Genomic DNA, 20,544 nt, shown 5'->3' on the forward strand with positions numbered 1-20,544 from the left:
GGGCCCTTCGTCTGTTTCCGCCCTTACAGGTTCGCCACCACGAACGTCTTGCCCTCGGCGTTCTCCACCGAGATCGACTTGACCTTGTCCGGAGACACGCTGACCATGCCCCGCACCTTGGAACCCTCGACCCGCTGCTTGTCGGTCGTGGTCCAGGCGAAGGCCTCGGTCTTCGTGCCGTCCGTGCCGACCACGACCAGCTTGCACTTCTGCGCGGTGGGCAGTCCGTCGATGTTCGCCGTCACCAGGTAGCGGTCCTGCGACGACGGGGCTATCTCCGCCACCAGCTTGATCGAACCCGCCGTCCCCTCGCCCGTGCGAGTGGAGGCGATGCTGGTGTCCGGCGCCTGGTTCTGCATGAACACGGCGGCACCCCCGAACGCGACCACAGCGGCGACAGCCGCTGCGGCGAGATACCCCGGCCAGCGCCGGGGCTTGGCGTGCAGCGGTTCGGGAAGGTCCTCCACCGCCTGTGGACTGGCTCTGGGGCGTGGAGCGGCCTCCCGCTGCTGCGGAATGACCGACTCCTGCCTGATCTGCCGCAGCGTGCGCTGCAGCACCAGGTCCGAAGGCTTGGGCAGGTCGTCCTCGAGCTCGTGCAGAAATGCCTCACGAGGCACGTCGTCAAGTGCTGTTCGGATCCGATGGAAGTCGGCGACCTGCGCACGGCAGGACGGACAGCCCCGAAGGTGCTGCTCCACGCCAAGACTCTCGTGCGCGTCCAGAACGCCGAGCGCGTAGCAGCCAAGGGTGACCGCGTCGTGCGCGCCAGCTGTCATACGACCTCCTCGTCGTCCCGATTCGACCCCCGCGGCGAAACGGTGTCACGAAGGAAAACGGGCAGATAGGAGTGGTCGGTTCAGCTTGCGAACGAGTTCATTCTGATTGCGCATAACAATGGCATTACGTAACCGTCCCACTACGCGTGAAGCCCTGCCTGAGCTGCCCTTTTCACTCGATCGGACGACTCAAGGTGTCTTGAATGACTACAGGCACGTCTGTGGACGAACCAGCGGTCGATCCTCGGACTCAATGAACACCGCGAGGCCGTCCAGGACGCGCGCGAGGCCGAACTCGAACTCGTCCAGGAGGCGCTCGAAGCCGCCCGAGTTCCAGATGTGGGTCATCATCGGCAGCCGGTCCGGCGTGAAGTGCTCCCAGAGCGCCTCGCGGCCGCTCCACCAGTCCTCCTCGGAGACCCCCGTCTCCCGTTCGGCCTGGACGCGGTCCGCCATCGTGCGACCGACGCCGTCGACGAAGTGGGCCACCGTCGTCACCACGGCGACGATCTCCTCGGACGCGAGCCCGAGCTCCGAGACGGCCGCGTAGGCCGCGTCCTGGCGGGTCATGGCCTGCGGGCCGGGCATCCGGCGCGACGACGTCAGCTGCAGCATCCACGGATGCGCGCGGTACATCGCCCACACCTGGCGGGCGAAGAACTCGAGCCCGGCCCGCCACTCGCCCTTCGGCGCGTGCTCGGTCTCGCCCCACGCCGCGTCGACCATCAGGTCCAGCAGCTCGGACTTGCCCGGGACGTGCCGGTAGAGCGACATCGCGGTGTTGCCCAGCGTCTCGGCGACCCGGCGCATGGTCAGCGCGTCGACGCCCTCGGCGTCGGCCACCTTGATGGCCGCCTCGACGACCCGCGACTGGCTCAGCGCGGCCTTCGGTCCCCTGGTCGGTTCGGCCGGCGGCTCCCACAGCAGCCGGACGCTCCGATCACGATCGCTCTTCACCGAGCCCCCTTCACACACACCTTGCTGTGAATCCTAGAACCGTGTACAACGTACACCCTGCGTACAACGTAAGCAGTTGAGTCACGGGGGTGAAGTCGTGGGACACGCGGTGCTCGCGGAAGGCCTGCGCAAGAGATTCGGCAAGAACTGGGCGCTCGACGGGTTCGACCTGGCCGTGCCCGCCGGGACGGTCTGCGGGCTGCTCGGCCCGAACGGCGCCGGCAAGACGACGGCGGTGCGCATCCTGGCCACGTTGCTGCGCCTGGACGGCGGCCGGGCGGAGGTGGCGGGCCACGACGTGGTGCGCGAGGCACCGGCCGTGCGGCGGCAGGTGGCGTTGAACGGCCAGCAGTCGACGGTCGACGACGTGCTGACCGGCAGGGAGAACCTGGTCATGTGGGGGCGGCTCTACCACCTGTCCAAGCGCCAGGCCGGGGAACGGGCGGACGAGCTGCTGGGGCAGTTCGGGCTCACCGACGCGGCGGACAAGCGGGCCAAGCACTACTCGGGCGGCATGCGGCGGCGCCTGGACCTCGCGTCGAGCTTCATCATGCGGCCGTCCGTGCTGTTCCTGGACGAGCCGACGACCGGCCTCGACCCGCGCAACCGCGGCGAGGTCTGGCGGGAGGTGAAGCGGGTCGTCGCGGAGGGGACGACGGTGCTGCTCACGACGCAGTACCTGGACGAGGCCGACCAGCTCGCCGACCAGATCGTCGTGATGGACACCGGCCGCGTCGCCGCGCAGGGAACGCCGGAAGGGCTCAAGTCCACGCTCGGCGGTGACCGGATCGAGGTCGTGGTCCGCAACGCCGACGAGCTGCCGGTCGTGGCGGACGTGCTGGGGCCGGACGCCGAGGTCGACCCGGACGGGTTCCGGGTGAGCGCGGCGGTGGCCGACCGGGTCGCGGCGCTGACGCGGGTGACGTCGGCGCTGGCGGCGAAGGGCGTGGAGGCCGAGGACATCGCGTTGCGGCGGCCGACGCTCGACGAGGTCTTCCTGGCCATCACGGGACACAAGGCGGAGGCACGGGCATGAGGTACGCGGCCATCGACTCCTGGGTCGTCGCGAAGAGGGACCTGATCCACTGGGTGCGCGAACCCGTCCGGGTGTTCGCGAACCTCGCCTACCCGATCATCTCGGTGCTGATCTTCGGGCTGGTGTTCGGCAGCGCGATGAACGTCTTCGGCGGCGGGGACTACATCGAGTTCCTGTTGCCGGGCATGTTCGGGCAGACCATCGCGTTCGGTGTCGGCACCACGTTGATGATGGTGTCCATGGACGCCGACCGCGGTGTCACGGACCGGTTCCGCGCCTCACCGATGTCGCAGACCGGCGTCGTGGCCGGGCGCAGCATCGCGGACCTGGTCAACTCGTCGCTGGAACTGCTGGTGCTCGCGCTGTGCGGCCTGGTGATCGGCTGGTCGTTCCGCGACGGGCTGCTCAACGCGCTGGTGGCGTTCGCGCTGTTCCTGTGGCTGCGGTTCGCGCTGGTGTGGATCGGCATCTACCTCGGCCTGCTGGTCAAGCCCGAGGCGGCGCAGGCGTCCTGGATGTTCCTGTTCCCGCTGACGATGTTCGCGAACACGTTCGTCTCGCCGGAGCTGATGCCGGGCTGGCTGCGGGTGGTCGCGGAGTGGAACCCGCTGTCGTCGACCGTGGCGGCGGCGCGGGAGCTGTTCGGCAACCCCGGGGTCGGCGGCGACTCGTGGGCCGCGCAGAACTCGCTGCTACTCGCCGTGCTGTGGCCGGCGGTGTTCGTGGCGATCTTCTGGCCGCTCTCGGTGCTGAAGTACCGCAACCTGAGCCGTTAGGGCCAGATCGGTCCGGAGCTGGTCGGCGAGCCACCGCGCGAGCAGCCGCCGCCAGTTCCGGACCCTGGCCAGCAGCTCGGGCCGGAGCGTCTCGTCGTCCTCCCACTCCTGCCAGTCCTCGCTCGCGAGCCAGCCGATGCAGCCCGCGATCCGGTGCACGCGCAGGAGGTCCAGGTCCGGCCTCGTGCCGTAACCGATCCAGAACGCTTGCGGCAGCGCGGTTCCGTGCAGGTAGAGGTGCTCCTCGAGCGCCGCCAGCTCGTCGAGCGGGTTGCCCTGACCCGGGTTGTCCCAGTCGATCAGCGTGGCTTTCCCCTCTCCGACAATGATGTTGTAGAGGTTCACGTCGTTGTGCAGCAGGCCGACCTCGTGGATCTTCCGGAACGCCAGGCCGATGCTGCGCCAGACCTCTTCGGACACGGGCAGCGCGTCCGCGAGCGTCCGGCCCTCGACGTACTCGACCAGCACGTCACCGCGCCCGTTGTGCGCGAGGACCTCTGGCGCGCCGGGCACGACGAACTTCGGCAGGTCGCGTGCCACCTTGGGTTGCCGCAGCACGGCTTTGCGGCCGTCGGCCAGCGTCACCAGGTGCAGGACGTTGGTGAGGCCGTCCCCTTCCAGCGGCTCGACGCGCACGGCGGTCTCCAGCAACCGGAACAAACACCCACCTCCAGTAGCAAACGGTGTAACGCGGACCACTTCGGACGAGAGACATCACGGGGGACGCATTCGGCGGCGATGTACGCATGGAGGCACACCGATGGTCCAACGTCCTCGGCGGTTCGCACTGTTCGCGGTCCTGGCACTGGTTCTACCACTGGCCGTGACCGGACAGGCACTCGCTGATCCCAACAACAACTCCCCTGCGAAGCTCACCAAGGCCGTGACGCTGAACGGTGTCCTGCGGCACCTCGACGCGTTCCAGTCCATCGCGGACACGCACGGCGACCGGGCTGCCGGACGTCCTGGATACCAGGCGTCGGTGAACTACGTGGTCTCGCAACTGACGGCGGCAGGGTACTCACCGAGCGTGCAGGCGTTCGACTTCCCGTACGTGGAGGACAACTCACGGCTCGACCGAGTCGCGCCCGTCCCGCGGAGCTTCCAGCGGGACAGCGAGTTCACCCGCAACGGCTTCACCCCGACGTACGAAGGCGACGTCACGGGTGTCATCCAGCCGGTCGACGTGATCGTGCCGCCCGCTCCGGTGGCGAACACCAGCACCAGCGGCTGCGAGGCCGCCGACTTCGCCGGGTTCGTGCCCGGCCGCGTCGCGATGGTCCAGCGCGGCACGTGCGGGTTCAACGTGAAGGCGTTGAACGCGCAGGCGGCGGGAGCGGCCGCGGTCATCCTGTTCAACGAGGGCCAGCCCGGCCGCACCGGCCTGTCGGTGCCGATCGGGGACACGCCGGGGCTCGCGATCCCCGTGGTGTTCGCGACCTACGCCGCGGCCGAGGAGCTGATCGTGCTCACGCCCGGCGCCACGGTCCGGGTGAAGGTCGACTTCACGGAGGAGACGCGGCAGGCGTGGAACGTGTTCGCCGAGTCCCGTGACGGCAACGCGAACAACGTCGTGATGGCCGGCGCGCACCTCGACAGCGTCCAGGACGGGCCGGGCATCAACGACAACGGCAGCGGTTCGGCGGCGCTGCTGGAGACCGCGATCCAGATGAGGAAGGTCAAGACCAACGCGAAGGTCCGCTTCGCCTGGTGGGGCGCCGAGGAGGAGGGCCTGCTCGGGTCCGAGCACTACGTCGCGACGCTGCCGCAGGCCGACCAGGACAAGATCGCGCTGTACCTGAACTTCGACATGGTCGGCTCGCCGAACCACTTCTACGGCATCTACGACGGTGACGACTCGAGCGGCACCGCGCCCGTGCCGATCCCGCCCGGCTCGGCGCAGATCGAGGACGTGTTCGAGAAGTTCTACGCCGACCGCGGGTTGCCGTCGGAGGACACGGACTTCTCCGGCCGGTCCGACTACGGGCCGTTCATCGCGGTGAACATCCCGGCCGGCGGCCTGTTCACCGGGGCCGAGGACGTGAAGACGGCCGAGCAGGCGGCACGGTACGGCGGCACCGCGGGCGTCGCGTTCGACCCGTGCTACCACCAGCCGTGCGACGACAGGTCGAACCTGAACCTGACCGCCCTGGACGTCAACGCCGACGCGATCGCCACGGCGGTGATCACGTTCGCGTTCGACACCTCGACGGTGAACGGCGTGCGCGCGCCCGGCAAGTCGCACGGACGCGCGCCGCGGGGTTCCGCTAGCTAGCCCAGAGGTCGCACCGGTGATCGATCGGTGCGACCTGCTCGGTCGCGAGGAGCCGGACGTCCTGGCGTGTCCAGCCGGGACGTCCGGTCCGCGCGAACCGGGTCCAGGCCTCGACCATCTCCTCGGACAGCGCCCGCTGCTCCCCTTCCGGCTCGACACCGGCGTAGCGGAGCAGGAACGGCAGCTCCGAGCCGTGGTAGGCGCCGTACGGGAAGTCCGGCATGCCCGGGAAGATCATCGGCGGGTGCGGCTCGGCGAACTCGTAGCCGAACGCCCCGGTCTGCGCGCGCAGCTCCGCGGTCGGGCAGTGCGACGTCATGTCCGAGAGCGCGGCGGTCAGCGGCACCCGCTCGTCGCCACCGCGGGGCGGGTAGGCGGCGAGGACGCGCTGGGCCTTGGCCGCGCCGAAGGCCTCGGTCAACGCCTGCTCGTACCCGGCCGCGTCCAGCACCGGGTAGAACATCGCGGCGAACACCGAGAACTCGTCGCGCGCGGTGCCCGCGAGCACCGGAATCCGGTGGAAGCGGCCCTCGCGGAGCGCCGTGACCGGGTTCTCCGGCAACGCTTCCGTGTCGTACGCGGGCGAGGAGAACCGCGGTGTCAGCGCCTTGACCTGCTCGACGGTGAGACGGCGCAGGCACGCGACGTCCGCGCAGCCCGACGCCTCGGCACCGGCCCGTTCGACGTCCTCCCGCTTCGCCCAGGTGTGCTGGACGGTGTTCTCCCCTGCAGGAAGCCCGAGCCGGCACGGTCCACTTTGGATGATCGCCCGGTGGAACAGTCCCCTGGTGCGCGGCGAGGTCAGCTGGGCGCACGTCGACAGGCCGCCCGCCGACGCCCCGAAGAGCGTCACGGTGCGGGGATCTCCGCCGAACCGCCGGATGTTGCGCTGGACCCACCGGAGTGCGGCCTGCTGGTCGCTCAGGCCGAACGCGCCGGAGCCCGCGAGCCCCGGGAAGCCGAAGTACCCGAAGGCACCGAGCCGGTAGTTGATGGTGACGACGACGGAACCCTTGCGCACCAACTGGTCCACGCCGTAGTCGGACCCGGCGCCGCTGGTGAAGCCGCCGCCGTGGATCCAGACGAGGACAGGCCGGTTCGCGGCCTTCGGTGGCGTGGTGACGTTGAGGTACAGGCAGTCCTCGGCGTCTTCGCACCGAGGACCGGGCTTGTCTGCCTCGAGAACGCCCTGCCAGGGCTTCGCGGGCTGCGGATCGCGCCAGCGGTTGTCCCCCACCGGCGGTGCGGCGAAGGGGATGCCCTGGAACGAGCGCAGGGCTTCGACGGTGGTTCCTGACACGAATCCGGTGTCAGTGCGGACGATTCCCGCGGCGTGGGCGGGAACAGCGGTTGCGGCAACGAGTACGGCCGCCATCAATACGGTTGAGGTTGAACGCATGTCACGCTCAACCTAACGATCACCGCAACCGCTTTAGACGACGGCCTTGTTGCGGGACAACAACCGTGCCGCCACCGCCGCTGGCAGGTACATGAGCACGCCGTACACGGCGGGCGGGATCGCCATCGTCTCGTCGTTCAGCACGGTCAGCGCCAAGGTGATCGCGATCGTGGCGTTGTGGATGCCGATCTCCATCGCGCTGGCGATCGCCTGCTTGCGTTCGACCTTGAACGCCTTGGGCACGTAGTAGCCGATCAGCAGGCTGAAGATGCTCAGCAGCAACGCCACCGGGCCGAGCGTGCCGATGTTGTCGATCAGCTGCTGGTAGGCCTGCGCGATCGCGGCGATGATGACGAGCACCAGCACCACGACGGACGCGATGCGCACCGGGTCGTTCATCTTCAGCGCCCACGCCTCGAACCTGCGGCGCACGAGCATGCCGATCGCCACCGGCACCAGCACGATCGCGAAGACCTGCACGAACTTCGCCGGCTGCAGCCCGACCTCGGCGCTGTCCGCCATGAAGTGCGCCATGCTCAGGCCGACCACGAGCGGCAGCGTGAAGACCGCCAGCACCGAGTTGATCGCGGTGAGGGTGATGTTGAGCGCGACGTCGCCGCCCGCGAGGTGGCTGAAGAGGTTCGCCGACGTGCCGCCCGGCGACGCGACGAGCAGCATCATGCCGACCGCGAGCACACCCTTGAGGCCGAACGCGAGCACCAGCCCGAGACAGATCGCGGGCAGGACCACCACCTGGCAGACGAGCGCGATGACCGCGGCCTTCGGGTACTTCGCGACCCTGGCGAAGTCGTCGACGGTGAGGGTGAGTCCGAGTCCGAACATCACGAGTCCCAGCGCCAGTGGCAGGAAGATCTGTACGACTAGCACGGCGGCCTCCGAGAATGTCCAGCTTGTGCAGTGTGATCTGTTCGGAAGATCCTGGCGTTACTCCCCCGCCGTTGGAATCGGCCAGGTGGCGGCACCCAGGCTCCCGGCGCACCCTGGTGCGATGGCGCGTCTGGTGACCCCGCGCTTCGCCCTGCTGACCGCCGCCGACCTGTGCTACTTCACGGCGGCGGGCATCTCCGTCTACGCGCTGCCGCTCTACGTCACCGGTCCGCTGCACGAGTCCAAGGCCGCGGCGGGCCTCGCGTTCGGCTCGTTCGCGGTCTCCGCTCTGCTGCTGCGCCCGTTCGCGGGTCGCCTCACGGACCGTCTCGGCAGGAGGCCGCTGCTCATCGGTGGCGCGCTGGGTGCCGCGCTCAGCCTCGGCCTCACCGCTCTGGCCGCGGACCTGCCGCTGATCATCGGGCTCCGGCTGCTGCTCGGCGTGGCTGAGGCCGCGTTCTTCGTGGCCGGGTTCGCGGCCCTGGCCGACCTCTCGCCGCCTGAGCGCCTCGGCGAGGCCCTCAGCATCAACTCGCTGGGCCTCTACCTGGGACTCGCCGCCGGGCCACCGCTGGGCGAGGTTCTCACGCAACGGTCGTTCCCCTCGGCCTGGCTGGCCGCCGCCTCGCTCTGCGTCGTGACCGCTGCCCTCTCGGCGTTCCTCGGCGAGACCAGCGCGCCGGCGAGGCACGAGGGCACGGCGCTGATCCACCGGCCCGCCATCGGGCCGGGTGTCGCGCTCTGCGCGGCGATCGCGGCCAGCGGCGGCTTCCTCGCGTTCACCTCGCTGCGGGCGCAGGAGACAGGCATGAGCAACACGAGCCTGCCGCTCTTCGTCTACGGCGCCACGGTCGTGGTCGCCAGGATGGTGTTCGCGAAGGTGCCGGACCGCGTGCCGCCGCTGAAGCTCGGCGCGATCGCCATGGCGGTGATCGCGGCAGGGCTGTTCCTCACGCCGTTCAGCCTGCTCGGCGGGAGCGTCGTGCTCGCGTTGGGCGTCACGTTAAGCACGCCCGCGTTCTTCGCCGCCATCTTCGCCACCGCGCGGCCGCACGAACGCGGGGCGGCGTCCGGGACGGCCAGCGCGTTCCTCGACATCGGGCTCGGCGGCGGGCCGATCCTGCTCGGTCTCGTCGCGACCGTCTCCACCGCCGCCGCCCTGGCCGCGGCGGGCGTGATCGCCCTGCTGGGCTGTCTGTGGACGATCCGGCTGCGACACTGACCGTCGTGCAGATCGGCGTCTTCACCGCGGGCGATCTCTCGCCCTCGGAGATCGTCGCGCTGGCGGTCGCCGCCGACGAGGCGGGCTTCGACGTCTTCGCGGTCGGCGAGCACCACAACCCGCCGTACAACTCCTCCTCCCCTGCCACCCTTCTCGCGCACATCGCGGCCGTCACGACGCTGCGGCTCTCCACCGCCACCACGCTGATCACCACGAACGACCCGGCCCGGCTCGCCGCCGAGTACGCGACGCTGGCCCTGCTCGCCCCCGGCCGGACGGACCTCGTCCTGGGCAGGGGCACTACCGCGAAGGTGTTCGGCTGGTTCGGCAGGGAGATCGAGTACGGCCTGCCGCTCACGATCGAGAACTACGCGGCGTTGAGATCTCTCTGGCCGGACGTGCCCTACGTCTGGCACGCCTGCACGCGCTCGCCCGAGGTCGCCGACCTGGCGGCGGAGCACGACGACGGGCTGTTCGTGTTCGCCGGCCAGGCCGAGCACGTCGCCCGGTACCGCGATCAGGCCGCGCATCCCCGGATCGGCGTGCTGGCGCACGATCTGCACGAGGGCCTCGCGCACGGACCCGACCGGCTGCTCGTGAAAGTCGGCAGCCCCGCGGACGTCGAAAAGCTAGGGTCGGCGGTGTGTTCAGCCTTGCCAAGCCGCCGCTCTTCGCCAGACTCCACAAAGCACGGAACGTCCTGATCGCCGGAGCGGGCGGCGGTTTCGACGTGTTCGCGGGCATCCCGCTCGGCGTCGCGCTGCGGGCCGAGGGCAAGCGCGTGCACTACGCCAGCCTCAGCTTCAGCGACCTCGAACGCCTCGACCTCGACGCGTGGATCGAGCCGGGGCTCGCCGCCGTCGAACCGGAGACCTCCGGCGAGGACGCGTACTTCCCCGAACGCGAGCTCGCGCGGTTCCTCGGCGACACCGTCTACGCGTTCCCGCGCACGGGCGTGCGTCCGTTGCGCAGCGCGTACCGGACGATCATCGCGAAGCACGACATCGACGCGGTCGTGCTCGTCGACGGCGGCACGGACATCCTGCTGCGCGGCGACGAGCAGCACCTCGGCACACCCACGGAGGACATGACGAGCCTCGCCGCCGTCGCGGGCGTCGAGGGCGTGGTGAAGATCGTCACCAGCCTCGGGTTCGGCATCGACGCACACCACGGCGTGTGTCACGCGCACGTGCTGGAGAACCTTGCGGCGCTGGACAAGCAGGGGGCCTACCTCGGCGCGTTGTCGATCCCGTCGGACAGCTTCGAGGCTCGCGCCTACACGACCGCCGTCCAGCAGGCGCAGGACGCGACGCCGTTGTCGCCGAGCATCGTGAACGGCCAGATCGCGGCGTCGCTCCGGGGCGAGTTCGGGAACGTGCAGTTCACCACACGCACCGAGGGCAGCGAGCTGTTCGTGAACCCGTTGATGGGCGTGTACTTCAGCGTCGACCTCGACGCGCTGGCCCGTGGCGTGCACTACCTGCCGGCGCTGGAGAAGACGCGGACGGCGTTCGACGTGGCGCTCGCGATCGAGGAATACCGCGAGTCCGTCGACGAACGCCGCCCGAGGCGTGCCCTCCCTCACTGACGGCGCCAGATCACCAGCGCCACCACGAGAACCATCACCCCGATGGCGACCGCCGAGCCCAGCACCCAGAGTCCGTAGATCGCGAACGCCACGAACTCCGACCCGATCGCGGCCACGGACGTGACCGTCGCACGGGCGTCGGACGTGATCCGGTGCTGGAGCTCGGTCTCGACGTGCACCAGCACGAACCGGTACAGGCCGTAGAACAGTCCCAAGAGGATGATCGCGAGCGGAACGGCCAGCAGTGCCGCCGCGATCAGCAGCGCACCCGAGGCGAACAGCACCCAGCCGCGGAACGGCAGCCGGCCGCCCAGCGAGGCACCGGCCGCCCCCATCAGCGGAACGCCGATGGTCGCCATCGGCACCCACACCGTCGGCACGTCCCAGTCCTGCGCCAGCAGCGTGAAGTACTCCTCGAACGCGTCGATGGCGTACACCAGGGCCACTGCCAGTACGGCACGTTTGATCGGCACGGACGCCCGCAGACCGGTCTTCAGCGTCGCGAGGTAGCCCAGCTCGTCGTCGTCCTCGTCGCCGCGCTCCGGTTCGGGGAACCGAAGCGCGATCACGGACGACGCCAGCAACATCACGACGGACACCCAGCCCGCCAGCTCGTAACCGCCCTGGGAGAACAGCACGGTGGCGATGACGGCGACCGGCACCTGCGAGATCAGCTCGATGGTGTCGACGCGCGCGTTGAGGCGCCCGTACTGGTCCTCGTCGCCGTTGGCCGCGAGCGCGTCGTAGACGAGAGCCTCGAACGAGCCGGACTGCAGCGTGCCACCGAGACCCCACAGCACGAACCCGGCCGCGAATCCCCAGAACGACGGGAACAGCACCCAGGCCGCGTGCCCGAGTGCCTGCAGCACACCGGAAGCGACAAGGCAGCTCCGCCGCGAGAACCGGTCCGCCAGCGCACCCGACGGCACTTCGAACACGACCGAGGTCAGCGACCAGATCGCGAGCAGCACCGAGATGGAGGCGTCCGACAGTCCACTGTCGGCGAAGAGCAACGCGTACAGCGCGTAGATCGGGATGAGGTGCGAACACCACGCCCACGCCGTCGCGGTTCGGGATAGATCAGTTGAAGATCAATGTCGTCGTCGCATGACACAAGACTAAGCCGTCAGCGCCACTGAATAAATGGCGCTGACGGCTCGTGGTCGTGCGGGTACAGCTCGTGATCAGAACCCAGCGGTGATCTTCGTGAAGGCGAGCTCGGCCTGCTGGATGCCGGAGCAGCTCGCGGACACCTGACCGTCGCAGCCGCCGCGGTCGCGGTTGACCGACCAGAAGGCCAGTCGCCCGAGCCCGTTGGACTTCGACCAGTCGCGGATCGCGGTCCAGTCGTCGACCGTGGTCAGCTCGCGCTGGTCCGACAGACCGTTCATGCCCGAGATGCCGACGTGCTTGAACGCCTCGGCGTCGCTCCAGCCGAAGGTCGACTTGAGCTTGTTCTTCAGCCCCGTGGCCGCGCCGATGGTGTCCTGGCGGATGTTGGAGCTGCCGAAGTCGAACGGCATGAGCGTGAACACGTCGATGTTCGCGTTCAGCGCCTTGGCCTGGTCGATCAGCCGGTTGCCGTAGAAGTTCGGGCCGGTGGTCGAGGTGCCGAAGGTGACGATCGTCTGGACACCGGGGTTGTTCTGCTTGACGATCTTCAGGGCCGTGATGATCCGGTCCTGCACGACGGCGTTCTCGAACTCGTCGGTGTTCTCGATGTCGATGTCGATCGCCTTGAGCCCGTAGGCGTTGATGACCTGCTGGTACGCGCCGGCCAGCGCCTCGGGGGTCGAGCAGTTCGGGCCCAGCTTGTTGCCGCTCCAGCCACCGAACGACGGCACGACGTCACCACCGGCCGCGCGGATGGCGTTGATCGTCTGCTGGTCCGCGCCACCGGTCAGCGGACGCTGGCCGTCCCACGAGGGGGTGCAGCCGCCGCTGGACAGGATGAACGCGAGGGTGAACCACTTGACGCCGGTGTCCTTCATGACCTGCGTCGCGCTCTGCGGGTTGCCCCAGCCCAGGTACAGGTAGGGCGCGCCGCGGCCGGTGCCGGGCAACGGCGGGTTCGACGTCGTCGTGGTGGTCGTCGTGGTCGTGGTCGTCGTCGGGTTGCCGGTGCCGTCGCACGAACCACCGTTGACCTTGCAGTTCGACGGCGTCGCGCCGGAGCCCTTGACGGTGAAGCCGAAGCTCACCGAGCCACCGACGGGGACACTGCCGTTCCAGGTGTTGCGAACGGTGATGTTCTGACCGTTCGCCCCGTAGCTGCCGTCCCACAGCGACGCGATCGACTGCCCGCTCGGCAGCGTGAACTCGACGGTCCACGACGTGAGCGCGGACCCGCCGCTGTTGGAGATCGTGTACTTGGCCTCGTAGCCGCTGCCCCAGTCCGAGGTCTTGGTGAACGCCGCCGTCACGCCCGACGCGCCACTCGCGGGCGCGGCGACAACGCCTCCGACCACGGTGGCGATCGCCAGACCCAAGGTCAGGATCTGCCAGCGAAACTTCTTCATGGTGCTCCGTTCACGTGCAGGGGGTACGTGATGACGGGCACGTTAACTGGTCTAAACCACCTGTTCAAGGGGATGAACCGGACATCGTTCGCGCTCGTCAGAGCGTTGCGAGGGAACGCTCTCACGCCCAGTCCACTCGACATGGTCGTCAGCTGACCACCGACGGAAGTCGTTGACGTGGGAGAAACCGGTACCGCGACCGGGAGGCGCCGTCCTACGCTGCGAGCATATGGATGCTCACGAAATCGCTCGCCTCATGGCGACTTCCAGTCTGAACCTGGACATCCAGGTAACGCAGACCGCCTATCGTTTCCAGTTGGCTCGGACGTGGCAGATCCCCGAGTCCGCACGGGTCCTGGAGATCGGGTGCGGCCAGGGGGACATGACGGCGGTGCTCGCCGCCCAGGTCGGTCCTCACGGGACGGTCGCCGGTACGGACGTCGCCCGTCCCGGTTACGGCGCGCCGGTCACCGTCGGCCAGTCCGCGCAGCACCTGCTCGACGGTCCGCTGGGGTCGCGCATCAGCATGCGGTTCGAGACGGACGTGCTCACCGACGACGTCGGCACCGGGTACGACGTCGTCGTGCTGGCCCACTGCTCCTGGTACTTCGCGTCCGCCGGTCTGCTCGAGCAGACCCTGGCGAAGGCGCGCGAGCTGGGCTCCCGGCTGTGCTTCGCCGAGTGGGACCCGCAGCCCGCGCACCCGGACCAGATCCCGCACCTGCTGGCCGTGCTCGCCCAGGACCGGATCGACGGCGGCACGGACCTCAACGTGCGCACGCCGATCACCCGCGCGACGCTGCTGGAGGCGCTCGGCCGCACGGGCTGGCAGGTCGAGACCGTGAGCGACGTCGACACGAGCGCGGTGCAGGACGCCGACTGGGAGATCGCCATCGCGCTGGACGAGGCACCGGAGGGCCTGGCCAAGGAGTTGCTGCGCCAGAGCGCCCGCAAGAGCGGCAACGTCCCGCTCCCCGCCTACGCCCTCACAGCACGCTAGTGCGTTCCACCCGCTCCCGGTCGCGCTCCTCCAGCAGCTGCAGCAACGCGTAGGTCGTCTGCCTCTGCTCCTCCAGGAGCTTCGTCAGCCATGACCCGAAGTAGAGGAACCCGCCGACCCCGATCAGCCCGACGCCCAGGATCCCGCCCGACACGACGTACGGGATCTGCTCGAACGTGTAGCCGGTGTGCGCGACACCCCACCAGGCGAAGAGGATCGCCGCGATGCCCGCGGTCATCAGCATCGTGCCCGCGAGGCCGAGTCCGCTGCGCATCCGGGCGCGGCGCCGGTCCTGGATCGTCATGGGTTCACCCGCAGGTCGGGGACACCGGTCGGGTGCCCGGAGGGACAGGGGGCGCCGCCCAGCAGGAACGTGCCGAACGACTTCATGCCGAACGCTCCCGCCGCGGCGACCCCGAGGCCGGTGAGCACCAGCAGTGCCGGTACGCCGGGGAAGTCGAGGAGCGAGCGGGGTTTCGTGCGCGCCGACGCGACGGGCGTGACCGGCTTCGACGGCGGGGTCACGCCCGCGACCGGAGGCACGCCGCCCAGTGCGGGGGGCGGGGCGTCGGCGACCGGGGGCAGCGGGGCCACCGGGGCCGGTGCGTCGGGTGGGGTCAGAGGCGCCGAGGCGGAAGCGTTGGCGACGGCCTCGGTGTCACCGACGATCACGACCATCTTGCGCAGCGGGGTGAGCAGCGGCACGAGTTCCTTGGGCAGCAACGGGGCCACGATGCCGTCCAGGATGCCGCCGAGGCCGAGCTTGGTGCGCAACGCCAGTACGTCGATGGTCAGCGTGAGGCCGCGACTGGACGAGGTCGCCGCCGTGCCTTCGAGTTTGGTGGCGGCCGTGGGCCAGGCGAGAGTGACTCCCAGTGGTTCCAACGCCTTCAGCAGCCCGTCCGGTGGCGCGTCCGGGGCCTTGACCGGGAACTTCTGGCCCAGCACGGTGAACTCGGCGACCGAGAACGTGCTGGTGCCGCTGCCCTTGCTGCCGTCGCTCACGGCGACGGACTCGAACTTCACGCCGGAGATCACGACCAGCCCCGCCAGCACCGAAATCGTGTGCGCCGACGTGACGGCGGTCGACCTCGCCTCCGTCGCGCCGACCGCGCTGACGCTGCTCGACGACAGGCCGTCGGCGGTCAGCAGGAACGGCACCTCCTGCTTCGCGCCCGCGTAGGACTCGGCCTTCGCGGCGCCCGCGGCGGCCCTCATGCCCGGCTGCGACTGGTCGGCCGGGCCGCCGGGGTGTGCCGCGTTGGCCTGCACCGGGTAGGCGAACCCGAGCAGCTGCGGCAGGCCGGTGCCGACGGCCGCGCCCGGCCACAGCGAGCTGGCGAGCGAGCGGCCGATCGGGCCGGAGCCCAGTTCGGTCTGGGTGTAGGAGAGGTGCACCTCGCCCTGCGGTTCGGCCGGCACCGGGATCAGGTCGGTGTGCAGCAGCACCGACACCGGCGCGGCGTGGGCCGACAGCGTGAAGCCGCCGATGTCCGAAGCTTTCGCGGGTGCCGGGGACAGCAGGAGGAGCAGCAGGACGAGCGCGTACCTCATGAAGTCCCTCCGAAGTAGACGGTGGCCAGGTCGTCGTCCGCCGAGATCTCGCCGTGCGTCATGACGACGACCTGGTCGGCGACGGCGGAGGCGGTCTCGGCGAACTGCTCGACGATCAGCATCGTGACGCCGGACCGCGCCAGCTCCCCCACGACCTCGTACAGCTCGGCGACGATGACCGGGGCGAGCCCCATCGACAGCTCGTCGATGACGAGCACGGCCGGGTCGGTGATCAGCGCGCGGGAGAACGCGAGCATCTGCTGCTCGCCGCCGGACATCGAGCCCGCGAGCTGCTTCTGCCGTGCCTCGAGCTTCGGGAACCGCTCGTAGACCACGGCCGCGTCGCCGCGCATCAGCCTCAGGTTCTCCGCGACGGTCAGGTTCGGGAAGATCGCCCGGCCCTCCGGGACCACGCACAGACCGGCGCGGGCGAGCTCGTCGGGCGCGGCGTCGTTGACGTGCACGCCGCCGAGGTGGACGTGACCGGACGTGGCCCTGATCTGTCCACTGAGGACCTTCACCAGCGTCGACTTGCCCGCGCCGTTCGGGCCGAGCAACGCGGTGACGGTGCCGCGCGGCACGGACAGCGAGACTCCGCGCAGCACCTCGATGCGGCCGTAGCCGGCGTGGACGTCCTTGAGGTCGATCATCCGAGGTACGCCTCCCGGACTCCCTCGTGCGCACGGACGACGTCGGGAGTGCCGGAGACCAGCAGCCGCCCCAGGTTCAGCACGTGCACGTGGTCGCAGTACCCCATCACCAGGTCCATGTCGTGCTCGACCAGCACGACCGAGCGGCCCTCCGCGCTGAGCTGCCGCAGCAGCTCGCCGAACGCGTCGGTCTCCGCCCGGTCGAGGCCGGACGACGGTTCGTCGAGCAGCAGCAGGACCGGGTCGGTGGCGAGGGCTCGGGCCAGTTCGAGCAGGCGGGCGGCGCCGGTCGGCACGGTGTCGGCCTGGTTGCGGGCGAACTCGGCGATCCCGACGCGTTCCAGCAGTTCGTCCGCGAGCTTCACCGGCCGGCGCCGGCTTTCCAGCGCCACCACCACGTTCTCCCAGACCGTCAGCGACCCGAACACCTCGAGCCGCTGGAACGTCCGCGCGACACCGAGTCTGGACCGCTGGTGCGGGCCCTTGGCGGTGATGTCGTCGCCGACGAGCACGACCCGTCCGGCGGTCGGCTTGCGCAGCCCGCTGATCACGTCGAACAACGTCGTCTTGCCCGCGCCGTTGGGGCCGATCAGTCCCGTGACACCGGGGTCGACGACCAGCGACACGTCGTCCACGGCGGTCACCTCGCCGAAGCGGACCGTCACGCCCTCCACCCGCAACGTGCTCATGCGCGCCGCCAGGACCAGGCCCGGAAACCCCAGCTGACCAGTCCGTTCGGATCCCGCGCGAGCCCGGCCGCCGCCACGCCGAGCAGCACGACCGCGACCCCGGCGAACGCCGGGAACCCGCTCTGCAGCACGGGAAGCAGCATCAACAGCACCCCGCCGAGGAGCGCGCCGGACACCGACGTCACGCCCGCGATCACCGCGAACAGCAGCAGCGGCAGGTTGTTGAAGAGCTGGAAGTCGCTCGCCGCCACGGTCTCCCGCAACTGCGCGAACAACCCGCCCGCGAGCCCCGCGATCGCCGCCGACAGCGAGAACACCCAGACCCGGATCCAGCGGACGTTCAGGCCGAGCGTCGCGCACGCCGCCGAGCTGTCCTTGACCGCGATCATCCGCCGTCCGAGCCGGCCCCGCCGGATCGCGAGCACCCCGATCCCGACGAGGACGAACGTGCCCGCCGCCAGCAGCAGCTGCCCCGTCGCGGACTCGACCAGCCTCGGCACCTGCAGGCTCCCCCGCACCCCGAACGCGATCGGCGACTGCAGCACGAGCTTGTCCATGAGCTGCGCGAACCCCAGCGTCGCCAGCGCGAGGTACAGCCCGCTGACCCTCAACGCCGTCAACGCGATCAGCGCCCCGACCACGGCCGCGACCCCGGCACCGATCAGCAACGTCAGGGGCGACGGGCTGCCGAGCCGCGCCACCGTCACCGCGCCCACGCCGACGAACGTGAACTGCCCCAGCGACACCACCCCGCCGTACCCGGTGAGCAGCACCATCGACAGCAGCACGATCCCGAACACCAGTGCCAGCGCGAGCTGCCCGGCCACCACCGAGTCCACCAGCAACGCCAGCGCCACGACCACGCCGAGGAACAGCCCGGCACCCACGCCGGTCGTCAGCCCGTTCGGCACGGCGACCCCGCGCGTTCCCCTGACACCACCGATCCGCAGCGGCGACTGCGGCATCGCGAGCAGCACCACGAACAACAGCAACGCCGGAATCGCCGCCCGGAACGAGATCCAGAACGGCGACGAAGGCAGGTACGCCACCGCGTACGACTGCACCAGCCCGAGGCCGAGCGCGCCGACGAACGTCCACGGCAGACTCCGCAACCGCCCGACCAGCGCGGCCGTGTAGGCGGTGATCACGAGCAACGTCATCGTCACGTAGTCGAGCTGCACCACCGGCGTGAGCAGGATCCCGCCCAGCGCCGCCAGCGCCGACCCGATCGCCCAGCTCAGCGCCGAGAGCCGGGTGGGTCGCGTGCCGTACAGCGCCGCCAGTTCCGGCGCGTCGACGCAGGCCCGCATCGCGAGCCCGGTCCGCGTCCGGTTCAGCAGCACGTAGAGCCCGCCCGCGACGAGCACCGCGCAGACCAGCGTCACCAGGTCGTGCCCGCTGACGAACGACTGTCCGATGTGGATGCCGAGCTGGTCGAGGAACGGCCGCACCGGACGTGCCTGCGGAGGCCAGATCACCTGCGCCACCCCGATCAGCCCGACCAGCACGCCGACGCCCGCCACCAGGGTGATCCCGACCGGCGCACCCGCGAGGCGGCGCATGACGAACCGTTCGACCACCAGTCCGAAGAGCGGCGCGCACACGCCGGCCACGAGCAGCAACGCGAGCCATTGCGGCAGGCCGCGGTTCTCGGCGAGCTCCCAGTAGAGGAACGCCATGACCATGCCGATCGCGCCGTGGCCGACGTTGAACACCTTGGAGGTGCTGTAGGTCAGCACGAGGCCGCCCGCGACGACGGCGTACGCGCCGCCGGTGACGAGGCCGAAGATGGTGTAGGCGAGGAGGGCGGTCATCCGCCCACCCCCGTGTCGATCAGCTGCCCGCACGAGTACCCGGAGGCGGGGGCGAGCCGCGACCACGTCCCGCCCTTCAGCTTCACGAGCGTCATGCAGGCCGAGGTCCGCTTCCCGCCGACGTCCTGCGGCGCGACCATCCCCTCGGCCGTGAAGTCGTGCACCTGCCGCACCGCGTCGAGCATCGCCTTGCGCGTCAGCTGCGGCCCGACCTTCGCCGCCGTGGTGACGAACAACCGGGCCGCCGCCCAGGCGAACATCCCGAAGTACGAGGGCGCCGCGCCGGGAGCCACCCGCCCCAGCCACTGCTTGTACAGCGCCACCTGGGCGTTCGACTCCTCGAACAGCGCGCCGTTGGTGTAGACGACGGTGCCGTCGACCGCCGCGCCGCCCTGCCGCACGTAGGCCGGGTCGTAGGCGGACGGGTCCGTGATGAACGCCTCCGGCGTGTACCCCTGCTGCCGCATGGCCTGCTGCAGCCGCACCGCGTACTGCGCCGACCCGATCCAGTAGACGATCTTGGTGCCGGTCTCCTTCAGCTTCGCCACGTACGGCGCGTAGTTGACGTCCGCGATGTCGATGGCCTGCGAGTACACGAACTTGATTCCGCGCGCCTCGGCCGCCTTCTGCATGCTGCGGGCGTTCTGCGCGCTCGCGTCGGCGTTGAGGTACATGTACGCGGCGTTGCCGATCGCGCCGGGGAAGCTCGACTTCACCAGGTCGGGGCCCGCCGACGACACGAGGTTCACGACGTTCGACGCGGCACCGAAGCTCACGGGCGTGCGCTGGCGTTGGGCGGTGACGGTCGAGGCCCGCAGGTCGGGGATGCCGCACCCGGTGGCCGCCGGGCCGCCGCCCTGGTCGAACGCCGACATCGAGCCGACCAGCGCGAAAGCCTGCTCGCAGGCCTGGGAGGTGGCCTGCTGGTCGCCGCCGCTGTCGGTGCGGGAGTCGAACGAGACGAGCTTGAGCTTGCGCCCGCAGACCGAGCCCTGGGTGGCGTTGAAGTACTCGACGAACGCCTTGGTGGCCTGCTGCGCCGACTGGAAGAGGCCGGGTACCGGGCCGCTGATGTCGGAGATGTTGGCGATCGTGATCTCGCCGGCCGTGACGCCCTTGTCCGTGGCGCCGCCGGTGCCCTGGCAGCCGCCCGCGATGCTGCCGGGCGGGTTCGGTTTCTTGTCCGCCTGCTGCGGGTTCGCGGCGCCCGGCTGTTCCGCGGTGCCCTCGGACACCGCGCCGTCCTCGCCGGTCACCACACCTTCCTGGGTGCCCGCCGACCCTCTCTGCGGCACGACAAGGGCTGCCCGTTGCTCGTCGGTAAGCCTGCTTCCGCATCCGGCGAGCAACGCGCAGATCGTGAGTGCGATCAGTGCGGTCCTGCGACGCATGCGAACG

The 20,544-nt window shown here is 69.9% G+C and carries 20 protein-coding genes; 7 read left to right on the plus strand and 13 right to left on the minus strand.

All coding sequences use genetic code 11. The features are described from left to right. Positions 1-23: 23 nt before the first annotated feature. Entirely contained in the window at positions 24-779 is a 756-nt protein-coding gene (locus tag ACWF7A_RS25275) for an anti-sigma factor family protein (RefSeq protein WP_452252960.1), read from the minus strand. A gap of 207 nt (positions 780-986) precedes the next feature. Then, positions 987-1,736, minus strand: coding sequence for a TetR/AcrR family transcriptional regulator (locus ACWF7A_RS25280; protein ID WP_452252961.1), 750 nt, complete (start codon positions 1,734-1,736; stop codon positions 987-989). Positions 1,737-1,833: 97 nt separating this feature from the next. On the opposite strand from ACWF7A_RS25280, the gene ACWF7A_RS25285 reads away from it, so the two are divergent. Together ACWF7A_RS25285 and ACWF7A_RS25290 are read left to right on the plus strand one after the other, a co-directional pair. Beyond that, the gene (locus tag ACWF7A_RS25285) at positions 1,834-2,772 is read left to right on the plus strand and encodes an ATP-binding cassette domain-containing protein (RefSeq protein ID WP_452252962.1); all 939 of its coding nucleotides are present in this window, start codon (positions 1,834-1,836) and stop codon (positions 2,770-2,772) included. Next, positions 2,769-3,548 (plus strand): ABC transporter permease, encoded by a 780-nt coding sequence (locus ACWF7A_RS25290; RefSeq protein WP_452252963.1) that lies wholly within the window; start codon positions 2,769-2,771, stop codon positions 3,546-3,548. The genes ACWF7A_RS25285 and ACWF7A_RS25290 overlap by 4 nt, the downstream gene beginning before the upstream one ends. Here the strand turns inward: ACWF7A_RS25290 and ACWF7A_RS25295 are convergent. Next, the gene (locus ACWF7A_RS25295) at positions 3,465-4,208 is read right to left on the minus strand and encodes an RIO1 family regulatory kinase/ATPase domain-containing protein (RefSeq protein WP_452252964.1); all 744 of its coding nucleotides are present in this window, start codon (positions 4,206-4,208) and stop codon (positions 3,465-3,467) included. The two genes, ACWF7A_RS25290 and ACWF7A_RS25295, sit on opposite strands and share 84 nt — an antisense overlap. 100 nt (positions 4,209-4,308) lie before the next feature. Between ACWF7A_RS25295 and ACWF7A_RS25300 the strand changes: the two genes are divergently transcribed. Continuing rightward, a complete protein-coding gene (locus tag ACWF7A_RS25300; protein ID WP_452252965.1) occupies positions 4,309-5,823 on the plus strand; it encodes a M28 family peptidase in 1,515 nt (504 codons plus the stop codon). Here ACWF7A_RS25300 and ACWF7A_RS25305 read toward each other — a convergent pair. Both ACWF7A_RS25305 and ACWF7A_RS25310 read right to left on the minus strand, forming a co-directional pair. Beyond that, entirely contained in the window at positions 5,816-7,222 is a 1,407-nt protein-coding gene (locus tag ACWF7A_RS25305; RefSeq protein ID WP_452252966.1) for a carboxylesterase/lipase family protein, read from the minus strand. The two genes, ACWF7A_RS25300 and ACWF7A_RS25305, sit on opposite strands and share 8 nt — an antisense overlap. A gap of 33 nt (positions 7,223-7,255) precedes the next feature. Then, positions 7,256-8,110, minus strand: coding sequence for a bile acid:sodium symporter family protein (locus ACWF7A_RS25310; protein WP_452252967.1), 855 nt, complete (start codon positions 8,108-8,110; stop codon positions 7,256-7,258). Positions 8,111-8,231: 121 nt separating this feature from the next. Between ACWF7A_RS25310 and ACWF7A_RS25315 the strand changes: the two genes are divergently transcribed. Genes ACWF7A_RS25315 through ACWF7A_RS25325 form a run of 3 tightly spaced genes read left to right on the plus strand, consistent with a single transcriptional unit; the run spans position 8,232 to position 10,920 of the window. Beyond that, on the plus strand, positions 8,232-9,332 hold the full coding sequence (locus ACWF7A_RS25315; protein ID WP_452252968.1) for an MFS transporter: 1,101 nt from the start codon (positions 8,232-8,234) through the stop codon (positions 9,330-9,332). 5 nt (positions 9,333-9,337) lie between these two features. Further along, the gene (locus tag ACWF7A_RS25320; RefSeq protein WP_452252969.1) at positions 9,338-10,036 is read left to right on the plus strand and encodes an LLM class flavin-dependent oxidoreductase; all 699 of its coding nucleotides are present in this window, start codon (positions 9,338-9,340) and stop codon (positions 10,034-10,036) included. After that, on the plus strand, positions 9,976-10,920 hold the full coding sequence (locus tag ACWF7A_RS25325; protein ID WP_452252970.1) for a DUF1152 domain-containing protein: 945 nt from the start codon (positions 9,976-9,978) through the stop codon (positions 10,918-10,920). Before ACWF7A_RS25320 ends, ACWF7A_RS25325 begins: the two co-directional genes overlap by 61 nt. Here the strand turns inward: ACWF7A_RS25325 and ACWF7A_RS25330 are convergent. Beyond that, positions 10,914-11,933: an MFS transporter gene (locus ACWF7A_RS25330; protein ID WP_452252971.1), complete on the minus strand. Its 1,020-nt coding sequence runs from the start codon at positions 11,931-11,933 to the stop codon at positions 10,914-10,916. The genes ACWF7A_RS25325 and ACWF7A_RS25330 overlap by 7 nt on opposite strands. A 171-nt stretch (positions 11,934-12,104) precedes the next feature. Beyond that, a complete protein-coding gene (locus ACWF7A_RS25335) occupies positions 12,105-13,439 on the minus strand; it encodes a cellulose binding domain-containing protein (protein WP_452252972.1) in 1,335 nt (444 codons plus the stop codon). A gap of 316 nt (positions 13,440-13,755) precedes the next feature. Between ACWF7A_RS25335 and ACWF7A_RS25340 the strand changes: the two genes are divergently transcribed. Next, positions 13,756-14,439, plus strand: coding sequence for a hypothetical protein (locus ACWF7A_RS25340; RefSeq protein ID WP_452252973.1), 684 nt, complete (start codon positions 13,756-13,758; stop codon positions 14,437-14,439). On the opposite strand, the gene ACWF7A_RS25345 is transcribed toward ACWF7A_RS25340, so the two are convergent. Genes ACWF7A_RS25345 through ACWF7A_RS25370 form a run of 6 tightly spaced genes read right to left on the minus strand, consistent with a single transcriptional unit; the run spans position 14,426 to position 20,537 of the window. After that, a complete protein-coding gene (locus tag ACWF7A_RS25345) occupies positions 14,426-14,743 on the minus strand; it encodes a hypothetical protein (protein WP_189157986.1) in 318 nt (105 codons plus the stop codon). The two genes, ACWF7A_RS25340 and ACWF7A_RS25345, sit on opposite strands and share 14 nt — an antisense overlap. Then, on the minus strand, positions 14,740-15,993 hold the full coding sequence (locus tag ACWF7A_RS25350) for a choice-of-anchor P family protein (RefSeq protein WP_452252974.1): 1,254 nt from the start codon (positions 15,991-15,993) through the stop codon (positions 14,740-14,742). Before ACWF7A_RS25350 ends, ACWF7A_RS25345 begins: the two co-directional genes overlap by 4 nt. After that, positions 15,990-16,643: an ABC transporter ATP-binding protein gene (locus tag ACWF7A_RS25355; RefSeq protein WP_452252975.1), complete on the minus strand. Its 654-nt coding sequence runs from the start codon at positions 16,641-16,643 to the stop codon at positions 15,990-15,992. Before ACWF7A_RS25355 ends, ACWF7A_RS25350 begins: the two co-directional genes overlap by 4 nt. Then, entirely contained in the window at positions 16,640-17,332 is a 693-nt protein-coding gene (locus tag ACWF7A_RS25360; RefSeq protein ID WP_452252976.1) for an ABC transporter ATP-binding protein, read from the minus strand. The genes ACWF7A_RS25355 and ACWF7A_RS25360 overlap by 4 nt, the downstream gene beginning before the upstream one ends. Further along, a complete protein-coding gene (locus ACWF7A_RS25365) occupies positions 17,329-19,146 on the minus strand; it encodes an ABC transporter permease (protein ID WP_452252977.1) in 1,818 nt (605 codons plus the stop codon). The genes ACWF7A_RS25360 and ACWF7A_RS25365 overlap by 4 nt, the downstream gene beginning before the upstream one ends. After that, a complete protein-coding gene (locus tag ACWF7A_RS25370) occupies positions 19,143-20,537 on the minus strand; it encodes an ABC transporter substrate-binding protein (protein WP_452252978.1) in 1,395 nt (464 codons plus the stop codon). Before ACWF7A_RS25370 ends, ACWF7A_RS25365 begins: the two co-directional genes overlap by 4 nt. Between the last annotated feature and the right edge of the window lie 7 nt (positions 20,538-20,544).

Source organism: Lentzea sp. NPDC055074 (assembly GCF_053608005.1).

Coding starts and splice junctions, on each gene's coding strand:
- ACWF7A_RS25290 (WP_452252963.1), top strand. CDS start 2,769: ATGAGGTACGCGGCCATCGACTCCTGGGTCGTCGCGAAGAGGGACCTG.
- ACWF7A_RS25360 (WP_452252976.1), bottom strand. CDS start 17,332: ATGAGCACGTTGCGGGTGGAGGGCGTGACGGTCCGCTTCGGCGAGGTG.
- ACWF7A_RS25370 (WP_452252978.1), bottom strand. CDS start 20,537: ATGCGTCGCAGGACCGCACTGATCGCACTCACGATCTGCGCGTTGCTC.
- ACWF7A_RS25365 (WP_452252977.1), bottom strand. CDS start 19,146: ATGACCGCCCTCCTCGCCTACACCATCTTCGGCCTCGTCACCGGCGGC.
- ACWF7A_RS25275 (WP_452252960.1), bottom strand. CDS start 779: ATGACAGCTGGCGCGCACGACGCGGTCACCCTTGGCTGCTACGCGCTC.
- ACWF7A_RS25355 (WP_452252975.1), bottom strand. CDS start 16,643: ATGATCGACCTCAAGGACGTCCACGCCGGCTACGGCCGCATCGAGGTG.
- ACWF7A_RS25335 (WP_452252972.1), bottom strand. CDS start 13,439: ATGAAGAAGTTTCGCTGGCAGATCCTGACCTTGGGTCTGGCGATCGCC.
- ACWF7A_RS25305 (WP_452252966.1), bottom strand. CDS start 7,222: ATGCGTTCAACCTCAACCGTATTGATGGCGGCCGTACTCGTTGCCGCA.
- ACWF7A_RS25345 (WP_189157986.1), bottom strand. CDS start 14,743: ATGACGATCCAGGACCGGCGCCGCGCCCGGATGCGCAGCGGACTCGGC.
- ACWF7A_RS25350 (WP_452252974.1), bottom strand. CDS start 15,993: ATGAGGTACGCGCTCGTCCTGCTGCTCCTCCTGCTGTCCCCGGCACCC.
- ACWF7A_RS25315 (WP_452252968.1), top strand. CDS start 8,232: ATGGCGCGTCTGGTGACCCCGCGCTTCGCCCTGCTGACCGCCGCCGAC.
- ACWF7A_RS25300 (WP_452252965.1), top strand. CDS start 4,309: ATGGTCCAACGTCCTCGGCGGTTCGCACTGTTCGCGGTCCTGGCACTG.